Annotated in this window: 18 protein-coding genes and 2 riboswitches; of the genes, 8 read left to right on the forward strand and 10 right to left on the reverse strand. The window is 65.1% G+C overall.

Features of this window, described 5'->3' with window-relative positions; translation table 11 throughout:
• Window positions 1–18 precede the first annotated feature (18 nt).
• The 4 genes from BLS91_RS10810 to BLS91_RS10825 are packed head-to-tail and all read right to left on the reverse strand — an operon-like array spanning window position 19 to window position 6887.
• The gene (locus BLS91_RS10810) at window positions 19–2352 is read right to left on the reverse strand and encodes a hydantoinase B/oxoprolinase family protein (protein WP_092340714.1); all 2334 of its coding nucleotides are present in this window, start codon (window positions 2350–2352) and stop codon (window positions 19–21) included.
• Between the two features lie 52 nt (window positions 2353–2404).
• Window positions 2405–4531 (reverse strand): hydantoinase/oxoprolinase family protein, encoded by a 2127-nt coding sequence (locus BLS91_RS10815; RefSeq protein WP_092340715.1) that lies wholly within the window; start codon window positions 4529–4531, stop codon window positions 2405–2407.
• 2 nt (window positions 4532–4533) lie between these two features.
• Window positions 4534–4977, reverse strand: coding sequence for an acetone carboxylase subunit gamma (locus BLS91_RS10820; RefSeq protein WP_233206156.1), 444 nt, complete (start codon window positions 4975–4977; stop codon window positions 4534–4536).
• 53 nt (window positions 4978–5030) lie between these two features.
• A complete protein-coding gene (locus tag BLS91_RS10825) occupies window positions 5031–6887 on the reverse strand; it encodes a hydantoinase/oxoprolinase family protein (protein WP_092340717.1) in 1857 nt (618 codons plus the stop codon).
• A gap of 168 nt (window positions 6888–7055) precedes the next feature.
• On the opposite strand from BLS91_RS10825, the gene BLS91_RS10830 reads away from it, so the two are divergent.
• Entirely contained in the window at window positions 7056–8912 is a 1857-nt protein-coding gene (locus BLS91_RS10830) for a sigma-54-dependent Fis family transcriptional regulator (protein ID WP_092340718.1), read from the forward strand.
• Here BLS91_RS10830 and BLS91_RS10835 read toward each other — a convergent pair.
• Window positions 8899–10176: an MFS transporter gene (locus BLS91_RS10835; RefSeq protein ID WP_092340797.1), complete on the reverse strand. Its 1278-nt coding sequence runs from the start codon at window positions 10174–10176 to the stop codon at window positions 8899–8901. The two genes, BLS91_RS10830 and BLS91_RS10835, sit on opposite strands and share 14 nt — an antisense overlap.
• Before the next feature lie 204 nt (window positions 10177–10380).
• Here BLS91_RS10835 and BLS91_RS10840 point away from each other — a divergent pair, with 204 nt between their 5' ends.
• The gene (locus BLS91_RS10840; RefSeq protein ID WP_092340719.1) at window positions 10381–12045 is read left to right on the forward strand and encodes an ABC-F family ATP-binding cassette domain-containing protein; all 1665 of its coding nucleotides are present in this window, start codon (window positions 10381–10383) and stop codon (window positions 12043–12045) included.
• Window positions 12046–12063: 18 nt separating this feature from the next.
• On the opposite strand, the gene BLS91_RS10845 is transcribed toward BLS91_RS10840, so the two are convergent.
• Both BLS91_RS10845 and BLS91_RS10850 read right to left on the reverse strand, forming a co-directional pair.
• On the reverse strand, window positions 12064–13005 hold the full coding sequence (locus tag BLS91_RS10845; RefSeq protein WP_092340720.1) for a Brp/Blh family beta-carotene 15,15'-dioxygenase: 942 nt from the start codon (window positions 13003–13005) through the stop codon (window positions 12064–12066).
• Window positions 13002–14210, reverse strand: a complete 1209-nt coding sequence (locus BLS91_RS10850; RefSeq protein WP_092340721.1) for a lycopene cyclase family protein — start codon at window positions 14208–14210, stop codon at window positions 13002–13004. Before BLS91_RS10850 ends, BLS91_RS10845 begins: the two co-directional genes overlap by 4 nt.
• Before the next feature lie 210 nt (window positions 14211–14420).
• On the opposite strand from BLS91_RS10850, the gene BLS91_RS10855 reads away from it, so the two are divergent.
• Complete coding sequence (locus BLS91_RS10855) at window positions 14421–15263, forward strand: bacteriorhodopsin-like (RefSeq protein ID WP_092340722.1); 843 nt, start codon at window positions 14421–14423, stop codon at window positions 15261–15263.
• 100 nt (window positions 15264–15363) lie between these two features.
• Here the strand turns inward: BLS91_RS10855 and BLS91_RS10860 are convergent, their stop codons facing one another.
• Complete coding sequence (locus tag BLS91_RS10860) at window positions 15364–15723, reverse strand: LysR family transcriptional regulator (RefSeq protein WP_092340723.1); 360 nt, start codon at window positions 15721–15723, stop codon at window positions 15364–15366.
• Between the two features lie 174 nt (window positions 15724–15897).
• Here BLS91_RS10860 and BLS91_RS10865 point away from each other — a divergent pair, with 174 nt between their 5' ends.
• Window positions 15898–16500, forward strand: coding sequence for an LON peptidase substrate-binding domain-containing protein (locus BLS91_RS10865; RefSeq protein WP_092340724.1), 603 nt, complete (start codon window positions 15898–15900; stop codon window positions 16498–16500).
• 212 nt (window positions 16501–16712) lie between these two features.
• Here the strand turns inward: BLS91_RS10865 and BLS91_RS10870 are convergent, their stop codons facing one another.
• Both BLS91_RS10870 and BLS91_RS10875 read right to left on the reverse strand, forming a co-directional pair.
• Window positions 16713–16907, reverse strand: coding sequence for a hypothetical protein (locus tag BLS91_RS10870; RefSeq protein WP_092340725.1), 195 nt, complete (start codon window positions 16905–16907; stop codon window positions 16713–16715).
• A gap of 1 nt (window position 16908) precedes the next feature.
• Window positions 16909–17934, reverse strand: coding sequence for an ABC transporter ATP-binding protein (locus tag BLS91_RS10875; protein ID WP_092340798.1), 1026 nt, complete (start codon window positions 17932–17934; stop codon window positions 16909–16911).
• Between the two features lie 77 nt (window positions 17935–18011).
• Here BLS91_RS10875 and BLS91_RS10880 point away from each other — a divergent pair, with 77 nt between their 5' ends.
• From BLS91_RS10880 to gcvP, 4 genes are all read left to right on the forward strand, one after another.
• Complete coding sequence (locus BLS91_RS10880; RefSeq protein WP_092340726.1) at window positions 18012–18638, forward strand: DNA-3-methyladenine glycosylase I; 627 nt, start codon at window positions 18012–18014, stop codon at window positions 18636–18638.
• Between the two features lie 31 nt (window positions 18639–18669).
• Window positions 18670–18765: riboswitch (glycine riboswitch) on the forward strand.
• A 1-nt stretch (window position 18766) separates the two neighbouring features.
• Window positions 18767–18864: riboswitch (glycine riboswitch) on the forward strand.
• 71 nt (window positions 18865–18935) lie between these two features.
• Window positions 18936–20084 carry a glycine cleavage system aminomethyltransferase GcvT gene (gene gcvT, locus BLS91_RS10885; RefSeq protein WP_092340727.1) on the forward strand — a complete coding sequence of 383 codons (1149 nt, stop codon included), beginning with the start codon at window positions 18936–18938 and terminating at the stop codon, window positions 20082–20084.
• A gap of 54 nt (window positions 20085–20138) precedes the next feature.
• Window positions 20139–20510 carry a glycine cleavage system protein GcvH gene (gcvH, locus tag BLS91_RS10890; protein WP_092340728.1) on the forward strand — a complete coding sequence of 124 codons (372 nt, stop codon included), beginning with the start codon at window positions 20139–20141 and terminating at the stop codon, window positions 20508–20510.
• A 6-nt stretch (window positions 20511–20516) separates the two neighbouring features.
• On the forward strand, window positions 20517–23417 hold the full coding sequence (gene gcvP, locus BLS91_RS10895; protein ID WP_092340729.1) for an aminomethyl-transferring glycine dehydrogenase: 2901 nt from the start codon (window positions 20517–20519) through the stop codon (window positions 23415–23417).
• The last annotated feature ends 4 nt before the right edge of the window (window positions 23418–23421 follow it).

A 23421-nucleotide genomic window follows, 5' to 3' on the forward strand; every position in this document is an offset into this window, starting at 1 on the left:
CGGGTCAGCAGGTGGATATTAGGACTTGTGCGCGACGACTTCGCCGTACTTCTTCTCAAGTTCCCGCACGCGGGCTTCGAGCTTGCCGATCTTGAGAACCCGACGGTCCGGAATCATGATCAGCGGGAGTTCGGCGAGCTTGCCCTTGACCCGTTCCGGCTCCGCTCCACCCCAGTGGGTGGCAATCAGATTTTCGTCGTCGTCCTGGCCCCAGGAACCGAAGTAGTGCAGCTCGGCCGGCGGTTCTTCCTGCACGAACTTCTGCACGAACTCCTTGTAGGGAGTGCCGCGCGAAATACGATCGCGCCGCATCTGTGCCCGCAACTCGGCCGTCTGGTGCTCGTGCACGACGTAGGTGCCGGGCTCCCAGACCACGCCGTACATGGTCGACGCCGTGTGGGCGCTGATGCGGTCGAGTTCCAGGTCGGTCACCACGAGCTCAGGGTCGCGCTCGAGCACGTCGCCGTAGCCGCCGCCCGCTCCCTGGGCGATCATGTAGAGCTCGCCCTCCTTCGCCACGTCGAACTGCAACCCCATGTGCGAGGACTGGTAGTCGCCGCCCTCAAACGGCTGCTCGTTCATCACTCGTTCCATCGAGAGGTTGAACTGCGTCGGGTCCTTTTTGATGATGTCGTAGATGTTGACATTTTTCACCATCGCGAGGGGATACACGGGGCAACCGTAGCCACCGAACATGCCGGGCACGGAGGAGAACTTCGATCCGCTCGTGACGGTCATGAAACCCCAGCTGGGTGTGCCGCGCGAGGCGACCATCATTTCGTAACCCATGCCGCCGCGAAACTTGCCGAAGCCCTGATTGTCACGAACGAGACGCTTACTGACCAGCTGGAGAAAGGGGACTTCCTCTTCCATCACTTCCTGCTCGCCGATGTCGGCCATCGCGCAGAACAGCGGGGCAACAGCATCCTCGCCATCACGGAACGCTTTCGCTCCGCCGCCCATGCCGTTCAGGTCGGCGCAGAGGTTGCCGACCTGTTCGCCGTTTTGGGTGGTGCCGCCCCAGAGAAAGTCGTTGATCTGGTTGAACCAGGGCGCGACGACGTTGGAGTATTTCTGCGGTGCCGAGAACTGCATTTTGGCAAACGCACTCTGCAGCGCGGAGAAGCCGCGGAAGGAGGCTTGCAGCGACTGGCCTACGGGGGCGTCGTAACCGGCATCCGCCCAGCTGTGCTCTTCGGTGATGACTTCAATCGGGCTCATGGCACCGGTGGAGCGTGGCAGGTCGGGCCACCAGTACGACAGAATCGCCTGCACCATGAACGCCTTGGTTGAGGCGAGTGGCGAGTTGATGGCACGGTTGAGAATTTCGGGGCCGGTACCGGTGAGGTCCACGATCATACGCTCGCCCTTGATGGTGATCTTGCAGGCGAACTTGATCAAAATGTTTTCTTTCAGCGTTGAATCGACGAACTGGTTGAAAGTAACCGTGCCGTCGGGTAGTTCGGCGATGCGGCGACGCACCTCGGTTTCAACGTCTTCCACGGTGACGCGCAGAGAGGCAACGAATGTCTCCTGCCCGACCTCGTCGATGAGGCGGTCGACGGTGTCCATGATGCGGCGCACGGCGCCCATTTTCACCTTGATGTCGGCGAGCATGAGTTTCGGGTCACGGGTCGAGTGCTGCAGAAAAGTCAGCAAGTCGCGCCGCAGGTGGCCCTTTTCCACGATCTTGATCGGCGAGGCCCGCAAGCCGTCATCGAACGGTGTCTCAGAGCCGCTGGGCATACCGCCCGGCTCGCAGGCGCCGTTTTCACCCTCGTGAATGGTCGCGCCAACCCAGGCGATGATGATGCCGCCGCGAATGACCGGTACGAGCATCGATTGATCGGTGTTGTGCACCATGCCGAAGCGGGAGTCGTTGTGGAAGAAACCGTCACCCTCGTTGATGCCGACGGTGGGCTCATCCTTCCAGTTCTTCATGATGTAGCGGATGGGGTGGTGCAGCACCGAGGAGAATGCGATCACACCACGGTTGGAGAGGTAGGTGACGTCACCCTCGGCGGTGTAGACCGCGCAGGACAGGTCCGCCCATTTGGCGCCGGGAGCGGCGCCCATGCTCTCGCACATTTCGAACGCTTCGTCGAGGGCGCCGGCCAGGCGCTTACGGATGCGGTCGATCTCTAGCGGGTCGATGCCTTTAGCGATGCACTCCTCCTCGTAGGCGGTGCGCGGCATGATCTCGTGGTGGCGCATGATCGCCGGGTCTGGTCCGAGAAAGAGGGTGGTCTCGTCCATGAATTTATCGACCCACTGCTGTTCCTGATCGGTCAATAGCTGGGCTGCGTCGTCGTTTCCGCTGGCGGGCACGAACTCGTCGGTTGTCAGTGTCATGGTGCTCAAGCTCCTTTGCTTATGCGAGGTGTTACGGGGATGGAAGACACGGTCAGTCGCTCAGCAGCCATACCGCTCCCTGCACGGTCGGCTCCAGGCGCCAGCCCGGTTCCACCAGATAGGTGGTGTTCTCGGTCGTGACGATCGCCGGACCGTGAATCACGTATTCGTGGTGGAGCGCCTCGGCATCGTAAACGGGAGTGTCCACTGCGCCGATAATGCTCGTGAAGTGCACCGATCGGTGCGAGACCGGCGCCGGCTTGGACTTCTCGCCGCCGATCTTGATCGACTCGAATTGAATGACCTCGCCCTCGATGAACGACGCGACCCGAATCGTCTGTACGCGGATGCCTGCCTCCGGTGCCTGGGTCCCCTCGCCATAACGCTCGCCAAAGATCTCGGAGAACGTCTTGATCAGGTGCAGCACATCGGCGACCCCGTTGACCCGGTTGATGTCGAACGCTACGGCCGTTGTGACGAGTTGGTTGCCGTATCGCATGTCCATTTCGAGCCGGTAGCGCACGTCGGCGCGATCGTAGCCCTGGCGCACGAGGTCTTCGGCGCCCTTGGCCTCAAGCTCCTCGATGTACCCGTTGAGCGCGTCGTACTGGTTGTACAGGCTGCGCTTAATGGCTTCGTAGAGCACGACGTAGGCGCTGCGCTCGTGAATGTGCAGCGGTCGCATGTTGCCAGCCCCGAGCGCCGAAAACACCGACGCGAAGGGCGGAAACAGGATGCGGCTGATACCGGCGCTCGCCGCGATACCGCAGGCGTGCAGCGGGCCGTTGCCGCCATAAGCCAGCATCGTGTAGTCCTCGATGAGGCCGCCGCGCGAGCGCAGCTCTTTCTCGATACCGATCGCCATCTGCTCGTCGACGGTCTTTTTGATCACCTTGGCCACCTCGACGGCGTCGAGGTCGAGCTCGTCGCTGAGCGTCTCGTCGATCACATAGATCGATCGCTTCTTGTTGAGCTTGATGTGCCCGTTGGCGTAGTTGTCGGGGTCGAGGTAGCCGAGCACTAGGTCGGCATCGGTGACCGTTGGACGCAAACCGCCACGGTCGTAGCAGGCCGGTCCGGGGTCGCTTCCGGCCGATTCGGGCCCGATCTGGATCGCGTGGTGAATGCGGTTGTAGGCGGCGATCGAGCCGCCACCAGCACCGAGGGTGTTGAGGTGGATCATTGGCGCCGAGACCATCCAGCGTCCGATGGTGGGCTGGAAGTCGTAGTGCCGCACTCCGCCCTCGGGTACCAGTCCGATGTCGAATGAGGTACCACCCATATCCATCGACACGACGTCGCCGAGCCCGGTCGATTCGGACAGGTGCTGGGCCGCGCCGACGCCGGCGATCGGTCCGGAGTGAATCGTCTGCAGGGCATCCGTTGAATTGGGCTGCGCCATGCCGCCCGAATTGTGGATGACGAGCATCGGCTTCTCATAACCGGAGTCACGCAGGTTGTTGGAGAGTTGGTTGAGCGCGTGAAACATGGTCTGGTGCAGAAAGGCATCGACAACGGTGGCCATGGCCCGCACGTATTCGCCCTTACGGCCAGATACCTGGCTGCTCAGCAGCACGGGAATCGACCCAAGCTCGTGCGTGGGGTACTCGTCAAGGATGATCTCCAGAATGCGATCCTCGTGTACCGAGTTCTCGGTGGCGTTGGTCAGCGCAATGACGATGGCTTCGGCACCGTTGTCGACGAGTTCGCGTACTTGGGTGCGCACGTCGTCGTACATCAGCGGCACGAGCACCTCACCGACCGAGTCGATGCGTTCTTTCACAGAGCGGATGAGCCGGCGCGGCACGAGCGGGTCCGGCCGCTGGGCATCGGGCATATCGCCCTGCTTGACCCCGTCGAGTCCCTCGCCGTAGCCGCGGCCGCGGGAGAGTGGGATGGTGTCTTCGAAGCCGTGGGTGACGATGGCCGCGACCCGTGGCCCCTTGCCCTCGATCAGGGCGTTGGTGCCGAGGGTAGTGGCGTAACGCACCGAGTCGACCTCTTTGAGCGCGGTCTCGCGGCTGATGCCGGCCCGATCGCAGGCCCGGTCGAGGGCTTCGTTGAAGCCGAGAGCGAGGTTGTGGTGGGTGGTCAGCGCCTTCGACTCGATGTAGACGTCATCCCAGACGAAGAAACAGTCGCTGAAGGTGCCGCCGATGTCCACGGATATGCGTTTCACGGTCAGCGCCCTTCGGTGCGGTGGGAGTGGGAGTGTGCGGACACGGAATCGAACCGGGCGCTGAGGTCGGTCTCAGCGTTTTCGCCCGGACCATAGTTGACGATCTCTTCGGGGTTACCACCGTGGGCCTCCCACTTTTCACGCAGCGAATCGATGTCCCAGAGCATGTCGACGGTCGGCGGGTGCCCTGGCGGCAGGTATTCCGCTTCGATCTGCGTGCCGCAGGTGGGGCAGTAAAACTCCAGAATGCGGCAGAAGGTGGGGTCGGGCGAGAAAGTGAACTCGTACTTTTCCGGGTCAATTACCGGGGGATGAATTTCCCGGGGGTCCCGGTCGTAGACGAGGGTGCCTTCCTTGTAGTTGCCGCGGGCGTCGCCGAAGTCGTGGGCGCACACGCGGCAGATCCACCGCTCCGTGTCGAGGTCGATGAGCAGGTATTCGGTCATGGGAACGCGCATTGTGTTTGTACCTTCCTTGGGAAACACGAGTGGGTTGAGGGTCAGAGCGTGTCGGCGAGTTGCAGATCGCCGGCGGTGGAGACCGTGAGAGTCCAGCCGAGCGGCACGCGCGCGGTGAAGAACGGTCCCTCGACAATGGCCGGTCCGGCCGCCGTGGCACCGGGCTTCTGGTCGTCGAGTTGGTAGACGGCAACGCTGTCGATCTGAGTGGAAGTCGAGCGCACCTGCCGGGCTCCGGCGGCGACGGCGGCGCTCGCCGCAGCGGGCACCCCGCTGGCGATCGTCGGGTGCGGCAGCCGGAAGGTGGCCTTGAGCGTCAGGATCTCTTCTTCATCTTCGACGATCGTCGACCAGTCGAGTTCGCACTCACTCAAATCGTGCCCCTCCTGGAACATGTCCTTTCCGGCATCCGCTTGCATTGACGTGCGCACCGCAGCGACCTCGGCAGCGGAGAAACCCGTCACGCTGGTTTCGTAGGACTGCGCGATGTCGGAAAAGCTGATGCCGTAGGCGGAGAACACCGCGGCGAGCCTCGGCACAAGCACCCGGTGCGCCCCGGCAATGCGTGCGGCGCTGCAGGCGTTCATCGGTCCGCCACCGCCGAACGCGGCGACGGTCGTCTCGCCGGTTGGGCTGACCAAGTCGGCGAAGGACCGGGCCAGATGGCTGGAGTAGCTGGCCTCCATGCGAATCAGCGCTTCCTCGAGACTGATTCCGAGCGGATCGGCAACGGTCTTCGCGATGACCGCCCGCGATCGTGCGGCGTCGAGGGCCATCTCACCATTTAGGTAGGTGGCCGGGTCGAGCACGCCGAGCAACAGGTTGACGTCGGTGATCGTGGCCGACGTTCCGCCGAAACCGAAGCAGGCCGGTCCGGGCGCGGCGCCGACACTCTCCGGTCCGACGGTGATCTCGCCGTCGTGCACGGCGATGATCGAGCTGCCGCCGACGCCGGTTGAACGCACATCGCTCATCTCATACGAGATGTCGACTCCCTGGATCGATCCGCGCCGGTCGACGGCGATAGTGGAATTGGCGACGGCGCCGACATCCGTTGTGGTGCCGCCGACGTCGATCATGAGCACGTTGTCGAGCCCGTAGGCCTCGGCGAGGGCGCGCGTGCCCTCGAGTCCGCCGCGTGGTCCGGAGGAATAGGTCTTGAGGGCGACCGACTTGGCCACGCGGGAGGAGGCACCGTCGTTGCGGTAGATCAGCAGCGGGTTCTTTACCTTGTAGGCGCGCAGCCGGTGTTCGGCGCTGTACAGAAAACGCTCGACCGTCGGGTGCAGGAAGGAGTTGAGAATGCCCGACCAGACCTGGCGCTGGCGGGAGGTGTCCGAAGCAAACTCACGCGAGAACAGAATCGGCACCGAACCGAGCAGGTGTCGGGGAAAATTCTTGAGCATGGTGCGCTTGAACAGGTGCTCGCGCTCGGCGCTCAAGCTGGCGACGACGAGCCGCTCAGCGCCGGCAGTGGTCAGCCGGTTGATCTCGGCGACGAATTGCTGGGCGAGGTCCTCCGGAGCGCCTTCGGCGGCGATAATACCGACGCGGGCGCCGATCAGATCCAGAAACAGCCCCGCCGTGTCAACCGACGTGCCGAGCGCGCCCGGCAGAGAAGGATCGTCGGTGATCAGCCCGATCATCGGGCCCTTGCGCTGCACGAGCGCATTGGTGCCCTGTGTCGACGAATAGCGGATGTGCTGGGTCGAGTGCAGCAGTTCGGCCAGGTTTGCGTCGCCGAACAGCTGAGCGGATGCCTTGGTCATCGCGTCGAACAGACACTGCGACAGGTCGACCGGGGTGGTGAGGGTCTTGGTGAACGTGAAATCCGTGCCGCTGGCGACGACAATGTCGGTGAGGGTTCCACCGTTGTCGATGTTGATCAATCGTTCCATGAGCGCTCCTTTGCGATGCAGTTGTGAATGACCGATGCTCCCTGGGGAGTCACTCCAGCAAGAATGACCCCGCAGTCACAACGTGGCGTGTCCCACATTGGGACACCGCACCGCTAGCGCTCGTGGGGTTGCAGAGGGCATGCTTGCAGAGTCCACAAGGGAGTAGATATGCATAGAGTCGCCGATCGGCGAATCAAGATTGCCGCTGCTCGCGCCAATTTTCTGCGCTTCGGCCATGCCGAAACCCAATCGGTTCCCGGCCCGGTGGCAGCTTCCTGGCAGCGATCCGTCTCGGCCGGCGTTGATGCTGCCTCGTCGCACGCGGTGTTTCACAGCGACCTCGATCTCACCGGTCGGCTCATGCGCTGCTCGGCCCCGGTCATTGCGCGACTGAGTGAGGAGATGGCAGAGATGCCGCTGTCGATCGTGCTGACAGACTACAGAGCGAGAATTCTGAGTCGTTCCGAAACCGACAAGACCATCGGAACTCTGCTCGACGAGGTGTCGCTTGCGCCGGGTTTCAACTACGCCGAGGCCAGCGTGGGCACGAACGGCATCGGCACCGTGCTCGAGTCGGGTCAGTCGTTGTACATAGTGGGACCTGAACATTTTCTGGAGCACCTGCAGCCGTTCGCGTGCGCCGGCAGCCCCATTCGGGACCCGCTCACCGGCCGCGTCGAGGGGGTGCTTGACATCAGCTGTCTGAGCGAAGATTCCAGTCCGCTCATGCATTCCCTGGTACGGTCCGCCGCGCGTGAGATCGAGCGCAACCTGCTCGTCGACCGCAGCCAACGGCAGCAGGCACTGTTCGAGGCATATGTGCGAGTCGATGCCCGCACCCGCGGAGCCGTCATGGCGATCGGTGGAACCGTGGTGATGGGCAACGCCGTAGCGCAGAGCCTATTCTCTCCCGACGAACAGTGGACCATTCACGAGCACGCCCGGTACTTGATGATCGCCCCGGGGCAGCCGGTCGACGAGATCGAACTCTCATCGGGCAAGGTCGTGCAGATTCGGGGCAAGCGCGTTGTGGTGGGACCTGACGTTGCCGGCGTCGTCGTCGTCGTCGACATCCTGTCCGAGCCGGCGCCGGTACCCGCATCCAGGCTCACGCTGCCGCCGCTGCGTGAGCAGCGGGTGACCGAACCGGCGCCTGGCGGCGTTGCCGCGTCATCGGCGGTCCTCCGCGATGTATCTTCCTTGCTCGGCAAGCGCGCCTCGAGCAGCATAGTTACTGCGATCACCGCTGGCGCCGCGCTGCTTGTTCTGGGTGAAGCTGGCGGCGGCAAGGTATCGCTGCTCGCCGAAGTCTACGGCCAGATCGTTCCGCTGGGCCGTAAAGTCGTGTTCCGCGCTGACGAGCTCAACGAGCGCGGCCTGCACTCGATCATGGACACCGACCTGGTCACTGGCGACGCCCGGCCGACGCTGTACATCTTTCGCAATTTCGACCGCTTGAGCGAGACGGTCGCTGCGGAACTGGACGCATTTCTGGTCATTCGGGAGGCGACGGCCGCCTCGGGCGGCATCGCCGCTACGGTGTCCCAGCCAGACCTGCAGGCAGATCTGGCTGCTGCCCGCCCCTACACGACCCTGCTGCACCATTTTGAGACTTCCGTCACGGTCGCGCCGCTTCGGCATCGCATCGAAGACCTGCCCGACATTGTCACCCGGGTGCTCGCGCGGCGGGCCGGACTTCGCCCCGCCACCGTGAGCGCGGGCGCGATGCGGGTGATCTCCCGCTATCCCTGGCCGGGCAACATTCGTCAGCTCGAAGAGGCGCTCGACACCGCCCTGCGCACACGCCCGGTAGGTGCCATCCAGGCCGAAGACCTGCCCGCCTACTGCCACGGCGGCGCACCCCGGCTGTTGTCGGCGCTCGAAGCGGGGGAGCGCGACCTGATCGTCGGCGCTCTGCACAAAGCCGACGGCAACCGGATGCGCGCCGCCGAGTCACTGGGAATCGCCCGGTCGTCCCTCTACCGCAAGCTCAAAAGCTTCGGCATCAGGGTCACCGACTCGTAGTCGCGGCTGGCCGCATCCGCTTGATCGACCAGACCACCACGACGGCGACGAGCGCCATCGCGCAGAGGCCGAGAGCGGAATACCCGGCCAGCGCCAAGATTGGACCGGCGATCGCGCCGCCGAGCGCGCCGGCCGCGTTCATGGACAGGTCGGAGAATCCCTGCAGCGAGGAGCGATCCTCAATGTCGACGGCCTCCGACACGAGCGCCGAACCCGCCACAACGGATGCCGACCAGCCCAGTCCCAGAAAGATGAGGCTTACGGTCATGGTGCTCTGCGATCCGTCGCTGAGCCAGGCCACGGTGAGGGCGACGAGCAGCAATAGTTGCCCACCGAGAATGACCGGCAGGCGACCGAGCCGGTCGGAGAGGGCGCCGAACACGGGAGAGAAGGCATACATTCCGGCCACGTGCAGGCTGATGGTCAGCCCCACGATCGTGAGGGTGGCGCCGTGGTCACGCAGGTGCACCGGCGCCATCGACATCAGGGCCACCATCGTGGCGTGACTGAGGGCAATGACCAGCACCGCATAGCGGGCCGCCGCGTTGCTCCGCAGAATAGCCAGGCCGCCACTGGCCCGGCGGATTCCCGCACTCGTCGTGCGCGCTGCCAGCGCCGTCAGCAGGGGGTCGGGTCGCAGGCCGAGAGCGTAGACGAAGGCGGCGGCGACCGTGGCCGCGAGGGAAAACGCGAACGCGCCCGTCATGGCCGGAAGACCGAGGGCGGCGCCGAGCGCTTCGCCCGGTCCGAACAGGTTGGGGCCGAGCACGGCACCGATCGTCGTCGACCAGACCACGACGGAGAGATCCCGCGCGCGAAAGCGCGAGGTGGCCAGGTCGGTGGCGGCGAAGCGGGCCTGCAGGTTGGTGGCCGAGCCGGCGCCGAGCAGCATCAGAGCCAGCAGGAGCAGCAGAAAGATGTCGACGGACACCGAGAGGATGGCGAGTATCGCGCCGGTTCCCGCAATGAGCGAACCCGTTGCGAGCGATACACGGCGCCCGCGCGCTTGCGCCAGGCGGGCCAGTGGTATGGCCACGATGGCCGCGCCGAGGGTGCTCATGGTGGCGGCCATGCCCGACCAGGCGCTCGATCCCGACAACTGCGCGGCGAGGAGCGCGCCGAGCGACAGCGTTGCTCCCATTCCGATGCCCCCGAGAATCTGGCCCGTGATGAGTACCCGCACCACGCGCTTCTGCAGGGCGGTGTGCCCCACTGGAACCGGTAGCGGTGCCGTCGATTCGGCGGGCGTCGTGTCCTGTGTCATCGTCTGCTCCCCCTGGTACGGCATCGGAAGGCCCGCGTTGCCGTGCACCTGAGGTTCACTCTATCGAGCAGCCCGCGTAGCCCGGTTTGCATCATCGTAGTATACCCCATTGGGTATAAGCGATTCCGGTCAGTGAGCAGCGCACCTGCCGCTAGCCTCGCGCATTTGGCAATGGGAACCTGCGGTCAATGAGACTATGGAGCAATGACCGGAACACTCGTGGCCAAGGGCCTGGCCGGCGGCTACGCGCACCGCACCCTCTTTGAATCGCTCGACCTCACCGTCGCCCCCGGCGACGTCATCGGCGTGGTCGGTGCTAACGGGGCCGGCAAGTCCACGCTGCTGAACCTGCTGGCGGGGCTCGGCGAGCCGCAGGCCGGCACCATCACGCTCAGCCCAGCGGATGCCTTCGTCGGCGCGCTCCCGCAGGAACACGAACGTGTGCTCGGCGAAACGATCGCCGGCTACATCGCCCGGCGCACCGGCTGCGCCGAAGCGACGCTTGAGCTGGATGCCGCGGCATCCGCTCTCGGAGACGGGCAGCCGCGCGCTGACGGAATCGACCCGGCCGACACCTATTCGACCGCGCTCGGGCGCTGGCTGGCCAGCGGCGCCGCCGACCTCGACGAGCGGCTGCCCATCATGCTCGCCGACCTCGGTCTCGCCCTCGGCGAGAATCTCAGCGCAGGCAGCCTGATGACCGCGCTTTCTGGCGGACAGGCCGCGCGCGTCGGGCTCGCGGCCCTTCTGCTCTCCCGTTTCGATATCGTGCTGCTCGACGAGCCCACCAACGACCTCGATCTTGACGGACTCGAACGCCTCGAAGCCTTCGTCACTGGCCTTCGCGGCGGCGTCGTGCTGGTCAGCCATGACCGCGAATTTCTCGCCCGCTGCGTCACACGGGTGCTCGAACTCGACCTCGCGCAGGGCGCGAACAGGGTGTTCGGCGGCGGCTACGACTCCTACCTCGAGGAACGCGAAACGGCCAGGCGGCACAACCGGGAGAACTACGACGAGTTCGCCGCCAAGAAGGCCGACCTCGTCGGACGAGCCAGAACCCAGCGCGAGTGGTCGAGCCAGGGCGTGCGCAACGCCATCAAAAAGGCGCCGGACAACGACAAAATCCGGCGCAAAGCCTCCGTCGAGTCGAGCGAGAGGCAGGCGCAGAAGGTGCGCCAGATGGAAAGTCGCATCGCGCGCCTCGACGAGGTCGAGGAACCCCGCAAGGAGTGGCAGCTCGAGTTCACCATCGGTTCAGCCCCGCGCTCGAGCGCGGTCGTGGCTACCCTGAACAACGCCGAGTTTCGGCAGGGCGACTTCGTGCTCGGCCCCGTCTCCTTGCAGGTCAACGGCGGCGAACGCATCGGCATCACTGGTCCCAACGGCGCCGGCAAATCCACCCTGCTGCGCGCCCTGCTCGGCCGTCAACAAGCGGATGCCGGCAGCGCTCTCATCGGTGCCAGCGTTGCGATCGGCGAAATTGACCAGGCCCGGGCGCTTCTGGTCGGGGCACGGCCCCTCGCCGCGAGCTTTGAAGTTCTCGTGCCCGAGCTCTCGCCCGCGGAGGTGCGCACCCTGCTGGCCAAGTTCGGCCTGAAAGCCGACCATGTGAACCGCCCGGTCGACGACCTGTCGCCGGGGGAGCGCACGCGGGCCGGACTGGCGCTGCTGCAGGCACGTGGTGTGAACCTGCTCGTGCTCGACGAACCAACCAACCACCTCGACCTCGCGGCGATTGAGCAACTGGAACAGGCGCTCGAGCGCTATGAAGGCACGCTGCTGCTGGTCACCCACGACCGGCGCATGCTGGCCAACGTGCGCACCGACCGGCACTGGAATGTCGACGCGGGCCGGGTTCTCGAAGTCTGACGGTCACGTCCTGACAGGTCACCGGGGCAGGGCCATCAACTTCTTTTGGTGCCGTTTTTCGTGGGTAACCACGATCATGTGCGGTACTGTGAGGCCGGCCAGGCCGATGAACAGCACCTGCAGAATCTGCTCCGGCATATCGCCGCTGGGGCCGATGACGAACAGCAAAGCACCGACCGCGAGGATTGGCACCACGGTGTACACCACCACGATCAGGGTGGGTAGTCGCCCGCCGCCACGTTCCTCGGCAAACCCCGCCCTCAAATGCCGAAAGCTGTGCAGAGCACAGAAATACACCAAAAAGAACACCAGCGGTTCGCAGGCCAATGCGAGCACCGATGCCAGCACGATTTCCACGCTCTCATGCGGCCGATGCCGCACTGCGGCGACGGCCGCCACCAGCAGCCCGGCCAGAGCGAGCGGTGCCAGCCCTGCCTGCACGCCCGACACCATCGCGCCGCCAGCACCGGCAAGTACCACGTAGGCAGCGCCCACCTGATCCGGATGTGAGAAGGCCGGTACGCTCAGCAGCCCGAATCCGGCGAGAAAGCGTAGCCACACGCCACGATCAGCGTTCCAATCAGACCCGAAATGCAGCGCCGACACGATCAGGAACGCAACCAAGCTCAGCACCGGGGCGACCAGCCAGAGCAGCACGACACCGACCACAATCACGATGTATACCGTGTTGAACGCGGCAAAACCCAGCGGGGTTCGCCAGAGCCCGGCGCGACGCGCGATCAGTGGATCGAGGGCACCGTGCGGCAGACCCAGCACGGCGACGAGCACGCCGAGAAGTACGACCTGAAGCATAGGTGAGGGCATCGGCAGGCCGAACGCGAGCAGGGCCAGCGTGGTCAGTGCCAGACCGGAGAACACCATCGTTTCGATGGGGACGTGGCGGAGCCGGGCCGTTGCGCGGGCGGTACCGACTCGGGGCGCGGCGACCTGCTCCATCATTGCGTCTCGCCCGAGCCCGTGGTCGCAGTGGGCGTGGCGACCGGTATGGCCTGTGCAGCCGATGCAGAGGTGAAGACTGTGGGTGCGGCCACCTGGGCGATGAACGGGCTCCAGGGCAGGCTTAATATGATTTTGGCATAGTCAGTGGCCCGGGCGCCGTCGCTGAGGAAACGCACCAGGGTTGCCGGCGGCACACCGCGGGCCAGAGCGAGAAAATACTCTGCAGTGCGTTCCGGGTGCGCGCGAACGGCCTGGAGAAAGATGCGGTCGAAGGTTCGTCGTAGCCATGGTTCTTCGGGATGCCCCACCGCTTCCTGCCCCGCCAGGAGACGATCCGTGCACATTTGCGCCCACCGTTGAATACGCAAGAATCCATAGCCTGAGGCGGCTCGCAAAGCGCCGCCCGCATTGCCGGCAAGCACCACCCCGGGTATCTCCGGCACGGTCTGGCGGCCCAGTCCCATGGCCAGCACCCCACCCTCGGTGCGCACCCGACGAACGTCATTTAGACCCAAGCCCGATAAAACGTGGTCCAACTCACCGGCCAGAAGTTCCCGTTTGATCGGCGATGTGCCGAAGCGGGTCCACTCCACGATGGCCCGGTTCGGACCCAATGGCAGCGCGTACACGAAGCTCAGGCCTTGCTCGTCGGTGGCAAGCGACCCCATCAACGTCACCTCGGTCGGGTCGAACGGATGCTGCCCGCCACACTCGAATTCAACGCCCACAAAACTTTGGTACAGCATCGCCGCAGCGGGCCGTGGTCGCGTATCGATCACCTGACGGGCCAGCAGCGTGCCGGCGCTGGTTTCGACCCGCACACCGTCCGGCACCGCACTTACCATTTCGGCGCGCACGCCGAGACGCAGGTCTACACGCGGCGACTGAGCGATGTCGGCCTGCGCGCTGGAATAGAAGTCGATGCCACGAATGTACTGGTAGAACAATTCCGGAACCTGGTGCCGAACCGCGCTACCTGCGGCATCAGAAAAGCTCCACGTCGTCCAGCGATGTGAAACCAGGTGCGAGAGTTCGTGTTGTTCTGGCTGCCAAAAGCACCAGCTGCGGTCATCCTGGTACGCGGTGCGCGGTTCGACGACGACCACGCGCGGGCCGGATGGCGCGCGCGCCAGCCGGGCCGCCAAGCTGAGCCCCGCCAGTCCCGCACCGAGCACCACGACGTCAGCGTCTTCGACAGAGTTCATTTGTGCTCTATTTCTCTTAACCACATGCTGAGGTGGGGTGAAACTGTTGCACGATCGAGTCGGCTGCGACAGCTGAAGAAATCTACGGATGAATAGCTACTACCTATGGACGAGGATTTGGAGTAGGTTTCCTAATATACCTAGCTAGGTTACCTAATTAGGTGCTTTATCTCCCTTACAATCAGCGATTCTCGAGCATCAGAGGCCATTTTGATACCTGATTCACTAACCCAACTGCAGTACGACACCATCTACAACATCTTCTCCCTCGTGATTGCCTCGCAGCTTTTCACCTCCATCTTTCTGGTTATCAGCCTGCCGCGCGTATTGCCGCGATACCGTCAGGCACTGACTGTCGCGGCGATCGTTTGTGGTATCGCGGCATATCACTACTTCCGCATCTTCAATTCCTTCACCGAAGCATTCGTGACCGAGGCTGTCGGCGGCCGCGGTGATTATGTTCAGGTCGCGGGAGCGTCATTCAACGAGGGATACCGCTACGTCGACTGGCTGCTGACGGTTCCCTTGCTTCTTCTTGAACTCGTGGCCGTTCTGGCCCTGGCCCGCAAGGTGCAGAGCAGCCTGCTCACGCGACTCATTCCTGCTGCTGCCCTCATGATCGCTCTCGGCTACCCCGGCGAAATGGCGTCGGACAACCTCACCCGCGGCATCTTCGGTCTGCTCTCCTCGCTTCCCTTCGCGTATATCCTCTACGTGCTCTTCGTTGAACTGACCAAGTCGCTCGACCGCCAACCCGCCACTGTGCGCAAGACCATCAGCTTGCTGCGACTGCTCTTGCTGGCAACGTGGGGCGTCTACCCGATTGCCTACCTGCTGCCCGGACTTGGTATCGACGGGTCAGACGCATGGGTCGGCCTCCAGATTGGATACTCCGTAGCAGATATCCTGGCCAAGTGCCTGTACGGCCTGATCATCTTCCGGATCGCGCGGATGAAGTCCTTCTCAGATGACCAAGCCTTTGCCGAGGTCGAACTGACTCTGGAGGAGGCGACGAGCCTCAAGCAGCCTATCGTTCAGAATCGGCGGAAATAGTCGACGAAACCGTCGACGTGAACGGGACCTGCCCGACCGGTAATCGGTCCTGCGGGTCCCGTTTTGGCCGCCACGTGCATCGCCAAACAATCGTCGCGGATCAGCGCGACTGGCGCTTCTTGCCGAGCTTCGGCTGGCCCTTCACCGCGGGGGCGCGGCCCTTGCCCTTGTTGGCCTTGGCCTTACCGCCGCCACCTGAACCGCCTGAACGGCGCGAACCGCCGGAACCGCCGGCGGCCTGGGTCAACTCGAGGCGTGCGTCGTCCAGGAAGGCAACCCCGATCTCAGTGAGGGTCGTGCTCTCGGCGGCACGATCGAACAATGCATAGCCGAGTTCGGCCTCGACCTGCTTCACCGAGGCGCTGAGGGTGTCGCGGGAGATGCCGAGTGTCTGCGCGGCGCGGGCGAAATCGGGCGCCTCAGCGGCCGCCACGAAATGTGCCAGCAGGGTGATGTCCACGTGAAGCCTCTCGTCGGTTGCGCGGGTTGCGCGCAGCCCTTCTAGGCTACGCGCCGAAACCGGCCGAACCCACCGCTGCACGTACGGAGGTCCCACCACTGCACCCAGCGAATCTTCACCGCGAACAGGTGCCGGGGGCTAGGCGCGGCGCCGTCAACGTGGTTCGCTGGGAGCATGACGACCCTGCCGATGTTCCCCCTGGGATCCGTGCTGTTTCCTTATATGCCGTTGCAACTGCGGGTGTTCGAGGAACGCTACCTCGTCATGCTCGCGCGCGTGCTCGATTCCCCGCCGGCTGAGTTCGGCATCGTGCTGATCGAACGAGGCCAAGAGGTCGGCGGCGGCGAACGCCGGTTCAGCATCGGTACCGTAGCCCGGGTCACCCAGCTGGAGGCGCCAGAGGGCTATCTCGGCCTGGTCGTGCAGGGCGAGCGCAGGATCGAGGTGACCGAGTGGATGCCGGAGAACCCGCATCCGCTTGCCACCGTGCGTGAGCTGCCCGACCTGGAATGGGACGATGCCTTGTTGCCGCGGCGGGAACAGGCGGAGCAACTCGTGCGCCGAACCCTTTCGCTGGCGAGCGAATTCGCCGACCAGGAGTGGTCGCCCGAGGTGGAGCTCTCGCACGATCCGACCGCGGCCGCCTGGCAGCTCGCCGCGATCGCCCCGGTGGGACCGCTCGACCAGATCGCTCTGCTGCGCTCCGACAGCATGGCCAGCCTGCTCGACAACATCATCGAGCTGACCGAGGCTGCGGCCGAATCCCTGGCCTGGTGACGGTCACCGAGGTGTGAGTTTCGCGCCGAAAAGTCGAGAATTTTGGCCCGAACTCACACCTCGGCGGCGAACCTGGACGCCAACGTCGCGCTGGCGCAAAGAAAGCGCTGCGAGTGCGGCCAGGACGAGTGAGAGCCCGAAGAAGACGACGATCGTCGTGACGCTCGCGCCCGTACTGAGCGGGCTGGTGCCGAACGCCCAGTAGTACGGGCTCAGGTTGTGCAGCCACTCCAGGCTCGCGCTCTGGCTGCGAGGGCGTTGAATACGTAGCCGAGCACGGCCACAGCGGCACCGGCAGCGATGCCGCCGATGCGTCGCCCGGTCAGCGCTCCGCCGAGCAGCGCGGCGGATGCCGTCAGCAGATTCACCCCGCCGAACAATAGGCACATGCCGAGCAGGTTTCCCACTTCAATCTGCAGTTTCGACGAATCGTTGAGCGGCAGCACGACCAGGAGCAGCAGCGCGGAGAGCGCGAGGATCTTTACCGCGATGGCGCAGAACCGGGCCACGGCTACCTGTACCCGGGGTGACCCCGTGCGCGAGGGTGAGCTCGAGCCGCCCGGATTCCTCGTCGCCGCCGAGAGCGCCCGCGCCCCAGCTGGTCGCCGCAATGCTCAGGAGCAGAAACCCGATCAGCCCAAACAGGGTCGCCTGGGTATAACCGGCACCGGTGGCAGCCAGGTCGGTGGGGCGGATGCCGCTGGCCACCAGGCGCAGGTGACGGATGGCCGTGGCTCGCAACTCCTCCACACTGTTGATCGTGACGATGCTGCCGCCCCGCAGAATGGCGACCTCGTCGGCCGCCTGCTGAATTTCACTGATCACGTGCGAGGAGAGAAAGACGGTCTGGCCGCGGTCACGGGCTTCGCGCACCAGCCGAAGGACTTCCTGCTGCATAAGCGGGTCGAGGCCGCTCGTGGGTTCGTCGAGCACGAGCAGCTCGGCCTGGTGCATGAACGCCTGCACGATGGCGAGCTTCTGCTTGTTGCCCTTCGACAGCTTTCGTACCGGGCGGTCCAGGTCAAGCCGAAGCCGTTCGGCCAGCTCCTGCACGTGACCGGCGGCAACCGGCCCCGAGATGTCGGCGTAGTGCGCCAGTAAGCAGCGCCCGCTCGTGCGCCCCTCCAGAATCAGCTCGCCCGGCAGATACCCAATGCGGCGCCGCAGTTCCGGCCCCGCATTGCGCGAGCGGGTACCGAGCACGGTCGCCTGCCCCGACGTCGGCCGAATAATGTCGAGGAGCGCCCGCATGATCGTGGTCTTGCCGGCCCCGTTGGGCCCGATCACCCCGAACACCGTGCCGCGCGGCACCTGAAAGATCACCCCGTTTAGCGCCCGATTGTGGCCGAACTGCTTGACGAGGTCGACCACGTCGATGGCGGCACCCGGTGGGGTGACTCCATCGCGAACGTGCGTGGACCGACCGAGTGCAATGTGGCTCACGAAGGCTCCTTGGCTCTCGCTGCGATTTTAGTCCTCGACCGTGAGGCGGGCAGTGTCTAATGGTTTAGATGATAGAAACTTCACCAGCGGATGCCCCACCGTCCGCTTCCGGCGCGATCATCGGCCCCGACGGCCTCAGACGCCCGGCCTGGGCCGCGGTCGACCCGATGTTGCGCGACTACTACGACACGGAGTGGGGCGTTCCGGTACGCAGCGAACACGCCCTGTTCGAGCGCATCAGCCTCGAGGCGTTTCAGTCTGGGCTGTCCTGGGCCATCATTCTGCGCAAGCGCCCAGGGTTTCGCGCGGCCTTCGCCGACTTCAACCCCGATCGCATCGCCGCCTTCGACGACGACGACGTGGCCCGGCTGCTGAACGACGAGATGATTGTGCGCAACCGCCTGAAGATTCGCGCCACCATCACCAACGCCCAGGCCACCATCGCCCTCCGTGAGCAGGGCGGTCTGGTCGACTTCGTCTGGTCGTTCCAACCCGACGAAACCCCCGAGCCGGCAACGCAGGCCGACGTACCGACTCGCTCCGCGGCATCCGCTGCCCTGTCGAAGGCCCTGAAGAAGGTCGGCTTCGTCTTCGTCGGACCGACCACCATGTTTGCGCTGATGGAAGCGATCGGCATGATCGATACCCACCTGCAGGGCAGCCACCGTCGCGGCAGCAGCGGGGTGTGGGGCTAGGCTGGGCGCTACCAACTGAATATCGGGCCGAATGGTCGATGCGGGAGAGTTCGGCGCGAGCGCGTACGAACACCGAAGGAGCAATCCTCCCCGACAATCTCTCAGGTACTCGTACCGCATCGAACTGGCCACTCTGAAAAGAAGACCGGGCGCTTACCGGTCTCGCCCACGGTGAAAGTCAGCGTCCGCGCTGGTGAAGCTCTCAGGCACGAGCGACAGAGGGGGAGTTCCCACGCGGCTCAATCGAGTCGCGAACACCGCCGCGGCCGGCTCTCGGCCCTGTCACCCGGAGAACTCATGACCTCGGCCGATTCCAGCACCCCCGCACCGATCGAGCGGTTCTCGCCCCTGCACCAGGCGCACGTCGATGCCGGCGCCAGCTTCACCGACTTCGCCGGCTGGCAGATGCCGGTGCGCTACTCGAGCGACCTTGCCGAGCACCACGCTGTGCGCACCGCGGCCGGCCTGTTCGACCTGTCGCACATGGCCGAGATTCTGATCGAAGGACCGGATGCCGCCGCCTACCTCGACTACGCGCTGGCGGGCAAGCTTTCGATGATCGAACTCTGGCAGGCCAAATACAGTCTGCTCCTGGCCGAGAATGGCGGCATCATCGACGACCTGGTCGTCTACCGTCTGGGCGACACCAAGTTTTTGGTCGTAGCCAACGCCGGCAACCGGTTCGCCGCCTTCGAGGCGCTCGCGGAGCGAGCCACAGACTTTGACGTCGCCGTGGTCGACCAGAGCGATGACTACGCGCTCATTGCCGTGCAGGGCCCGAACGCCCTCGCCATCCTGGACGCGACCGTGGGCGTCACCGACCTGGGCACCGACCTGCACTTCATGAAGTATTACCGCATCACGGATGCCTTCTTCCGCGGCCACCCCCTGCTGGTCGCCCGCACCGGTTACACCGGTGAAGACGGCTTCGAGCTCTACCTCGCGGCCGAGCACGCCCGCGAACTGTGGGACGCACTGGTCGTAGCGGGCGCCGACCAGGGACTCGTTCCGGCCGGGCTCGCCAGCCGCGACACCCTCCGGCTGGAGGCCGGCATGCCGCTGTACGGTCACGAGCTGACGCTCACGACCTTCCCGGCCCAGGCCGGCCTCGGCCGCGTCGTCAACCTGAACAAGGAGAACGATTTCGTCGGCCGGGCCGCGAGCGTTGCTGGGCCGGAGGGTGGGGCATCCGTTTTGGTGGGCCTGATCGCCGCCGGCAAGCGCGCCGGTCGCGCCGACTACGAGATCTTCCGCAGCCTCGATGCAGCGCACAGCGACGGCGTCATCACGAGCGGCGCGCTCTCGCCGACACTTGGCTACCCGATCGCCATGGCCTACGTCACCCCCGACCTGGCCCGCCTCGGCACCGAGGTGTACGTCGACGTGCGCGGTACCCGCCTCCCAGCAACCGTCACCTCGCTTCCCTTCTATAAGCGCGTCAAATAACTCTTCCCTGTTGAACCAATTCTGAAATCCGTGCAACCTGCGAAAGGCAACACCATGACAGACACATCGAAACTGCAGTACACCGCCGAGCACGAGTGGGTTCTGGTCGAGGGAAACGTCGCGACCGTCGGCATCACCGCCTACGCCGCGGAGAAGCTCGGCGACGTCGTCTTCGTTGAACTGCCCGACGTGGGCAGCACCGTCGCCGGCGGCACGGTCGTCGGCGAGATCGAGTCGACCAAGTCGGTCGGGGAACTCTTCGCACCGGTGAACGGCACCGTCACGGCCACCAACGACGCCGTGGTGGAGAGCCCCGAGCTCGTCAACAGCGACCCGTTCGGCGAGGGCTGGCTGATCAGGGTGGAGTTCGAGACCCTTCCCACTCTGCTCACCTTTGCCGAGTATTCGGCCCTGATCGGGGAGTAATCGCAGATGAGCCACGCTTTCGCGCAGCGTCACATCGGAACGGATGTTGACGCCCAGTCCCACATGCTCGCCACGCTCGGCTACGCCTCGGTCGACGACCTCGTCTCCGCGGCCATGCCGGCGTCGATCCACGCCGACCTGTTCCGCCAGGACGCAGGCAGCGCCCTGCCGCCCGCCGCGACCGAGAACGAGGCCGTTGCCGAACTGCGCGCCCTCGCCGACCGGAACACGGTCAAGCGCTCCATGATCGGCCAGGGCTATTACGACACGTTCACGCCCGCCGTGATCAAGCGCAACGTGTTCGAGAACCCCAGCTGGTACACCGCCTACACGCCCTACCAGCCCGAGATCTCGCAGGGCCGGCTCGAAGCGCTCATCAACTTTCAGACCATGATCGCCGATCTCACCGGGCTGACCACGGCCAATGCGTCGATGCTCGACGAGTCCACCGCGGTCGTCGAGGGCATGCTCCTCGCTCTGCGCGCCTCCAAATCCGGGTCGCGTCGATTTATCGTCGACACGGATGCCTTTCCCCAGACCCACGCGCTGCTCGTCCATCGCGCCGCCGCCCTCGGCATCGAACTCGCTCAGGTCGCACTGACAGAGCGGACCACCGCCGAGGACCTCGGCGACTACTTCGGTGTCTTCGTGCAGTACCCGGCGGCCTCCGGTCGAATCTGGAACCCATCCACCGTCATCGCCCTCGCCCACGAACATAAGGCGCTCGCCGTTGTGGCCGCCGACCTGCTCGCCCTCACCCTGCTGAAATCGCCCGGCGACCTCGGCGCCGATGTGGCCGTCGGCACCAGCCAGCGTTTCGGCGTGTCGATGGGCTTCGGCGGACCGCACGCCGGCTACATGGCCGTTCGCAAGGGACTCGAACGCCAACTGCCCGGCCGCCTGGTCGGGGTGAGCGTCGACGCAGCCGGCCACCCGGCCTACCGCCTCGCCCTGCAGGTGCGCGAACAGCACATTCGCCGCGACAAGGCCACCTCGAACATCTGCACCGCCCAGGTGCTGCTCGCCGTCATGGCCGGCATGTACGCGGTCTACCACGGACCCCAGGGCCTGAAAGCGATCGCCACCCGGGTGCACGAGCGGACCGGCGCCCTCGTTGCCGCCCTGCGCGCCATCGACGTCGACGTGCGGAGCGACGCCTTCTTCGACACCATCCAGGTCAACGTGCCGGCGGGCGCCGCCGAGGTCGTCGCGAAAGCCGCCGCCAGTGGCTACAACCTGCGCCAGGTCGATGAGAACACGATCAGCGTGTCGGTCGACGAGACCACCACGCTCGCCGACCTGTCCTATGTCGTCGGCGCGTTCGGTGGCCGCTCGGCGTTCGGCCACGTGGACTTCGACGCCGTGCAGCACGGACTGCCAGCCGAGCTTGATCGGACGAGCGATTTTCTCACCCACCCGGTGTTCAACACGCACCGGTCGGAAACCAGCATGATGCGCTACCTCAAGCGCCTCGCCGACTATGACTACGCGCTCGACCGCGGCATGATCCCGCTCGGATCCTGCACCATGAAGCTCAACGCGGCGAGCGAGATGGAAGCCGTCAGCTGGCCTGAATTCGCCGGAATCCACCCGTTCGCTCCCAAAGCGGATGTCGAGGGCTACCTTCACCTCGTGCGCCAACTCGAAACCTGGCTGACCGACGTCACCGGCTACGACTCCGTATCGCTGCAGCCGAATGCCGGCAGCCAGGGCGAACTGGCCGGCCTGCTCGCCATTCGCGGGTTCCACCAGTCGAACGGTGAAACCGATCGCACGGTCTGCCTGATCCCGTCGAGCGCACACGGCACCAACGCGGCATCCGCTGCACTGGCCGGCATGCGCGTTGTGGTCGTGGCCTGCGACGACCTCGGCAACGTGGACCTGGCCGACCTGCACGCCAAGATCGCCGAGCACGCCGAGAACCTTGCTGCCCTCATGATCACCTATCCGTCGACCCACGGGGTCTACGAGCACGAGGTCGCGACGATCTGCAAGGCAGTGCACGACGCCGGCGGCCAGGTCTACGTCGACGGCGCCAACCTCAATGCGCTGCTTGGTTTCGCCCGCTACGGCGATTTCGGCGGCGACGTCTCGCACCTGAACCTGCACAAGACGTTCTGCATTCCGCACGGCGGCGGCGGTCCCGGTGTCGGACCGGTCGCGGCCAAGGCGCACCTCGCGGCGTTCCTGCCGGGACATCCGCTCGCCCAGAGCGACGAGCACTACCTGCTCGGTGCTGCTGGAGCCACCGCCACCGTCGTGCACGGCGGTGGGCCGGTCTCGGCGGCGCCCTATGGCAGCCCGAGCATTCTGCCCATCTCCTGGGCCTACGTGCGCATGATGGGAATCGACGGCCTCAAACAGGCCACCGCCGCCGCCGTGCTGGCCGCCAACTACGTCGCCAAGCGCCTGGAGAACAGCTACCCGCTGCTCTACTCGGGCGAAAACGGCCTGGTCGCGCACGAGTGCATTCTCGACCTGCGGCCGCTCACCGCGGCCACCGGCGTGAGCGTCGACGACGTGGCCAAGCGCCTCGTCGACTACGGCTTCCACTCGCCGACCATGAGCTTTCCGGTGGCCGGCACGCTCATGGTCGAACCCACCGAGAGTGAAGACCTCGGCGAGATTGACCGCTTCATCGACGCCATGATCGCGATCAAGGCCGAAGCGGATGCCGTCGCCGCCGGCCGCTGGCCCGCCGACGACAATCCGCTGCACAACGCCCCGCACACCGCTCAGTCCGTGATCGAGGGGGAGTGGGAGCATCCGTATGACCGGGCCACCGCTGTCTACCCGCTCGCGTCCCTGGTGCGGAACAAGTACTGGCCGCCGGTGCGCCGCATCGACAACGCCTACGGGGACCGCAACCTGGTCTGCGCCTGCCCGCCGCCCGAGGCCTTCGAGTAGGGGG

Origin of the sequence: Cryobacterium flavum, assembly GCF_900103805.1 — a bacterium.
Classification (GTDB): Bacteria; Actinomycetota; Actinomycetes; order Actinomycetales; family Microbacteriaceae; genus Cryobacterium; species Cryobacterium flavum.

Coding starts and splice junctions, on each gene's coding strand:
- BLS91_RS10820 (WP_233206156.1), bottom strand. CDS start 4,977: ATGACCGAATACCTGCTCATCGACCTCGACACGGAGCGGTGGATCTGC.
- BLS91_RS10880 (WP_092340726.1), top strand. CDS start 18,012: ATGATAGAAACTTCACCAGCGGATGCCCCACCGTCCGCTTCCGGCGCG.
- gcvH (WP_092340728.1), top strand. CDS start 20,139: ATGACAGACACATCGAAACTGCAGTACACCGCCGAGCACGAGTGGGTT.
- BLS91_RS10845 (WP_092340720.1), bottom strand. CDS start 13,005: ATGATGGAGCAGGTCGCCGCGCCCCGAGTCGGTACCGCCCGCGCAACG.
- BLS91_RS10835 (WP_092340797.1), bottom strand. CDS start 10,176: ATGACACAGGACACGACGCCCGCCGAATCGACGGCACCGCTACCGGTT.
- BLS91_RS10850 (WP_092340721.1), bottom strand. CDS start 14,210: ATGAACTCTGTCGAAGACGCTGACGTCGTGGTGCTCGGTGCGGGACTG.
- gcvT (WP_092340727.1), top strand. CDS start 18,936: ATGACCTCGGCCGATTCCAGCACCCCCGCACCGATCGAGCGGTTCTCG.
- BLS91_RS10865 (WP_092340724.1), top strand. CDS start 15,898: ATGACGACCCTGCCGATGTTCCCCCTGGGATCCGTGCTGTTTCCTTAT.
- BLS91_RS10830 (WP_092340718.1), top strand. CDS start 7,056: ATGCATAGAGTCGCCGATCGGCGAATCAAGATTGCCGCTGCTCGCGCC.
- BLS91_RS10810 (WP_092340714.1), bottom strand. CDS start 2,352: ATGACACTGACAACCGACGAGTTCGTGCCCGCCAGCGGAAACGACGAC.
- gcvP (WP_092340729.1), top strand. CDS start 20,517: ATGAGCCACGCTTTCGCGCAGCGTCACATCGGAACGGATGTTGACGCC.
- BLS91_RS10840 (WP_092340719.1), top strand. CDS start 10,381: ATGACCGGAACACTCGTGGCCAAGGGCCTGGCCGGCGGCTACGCGCAC.
- BLS91_RS10825 (WP_092340717.1), bottom strand. CDS start 6,887: ATGGAACGATTGATCAACATCGACAACGGTGGAACCCTCACCGACATT.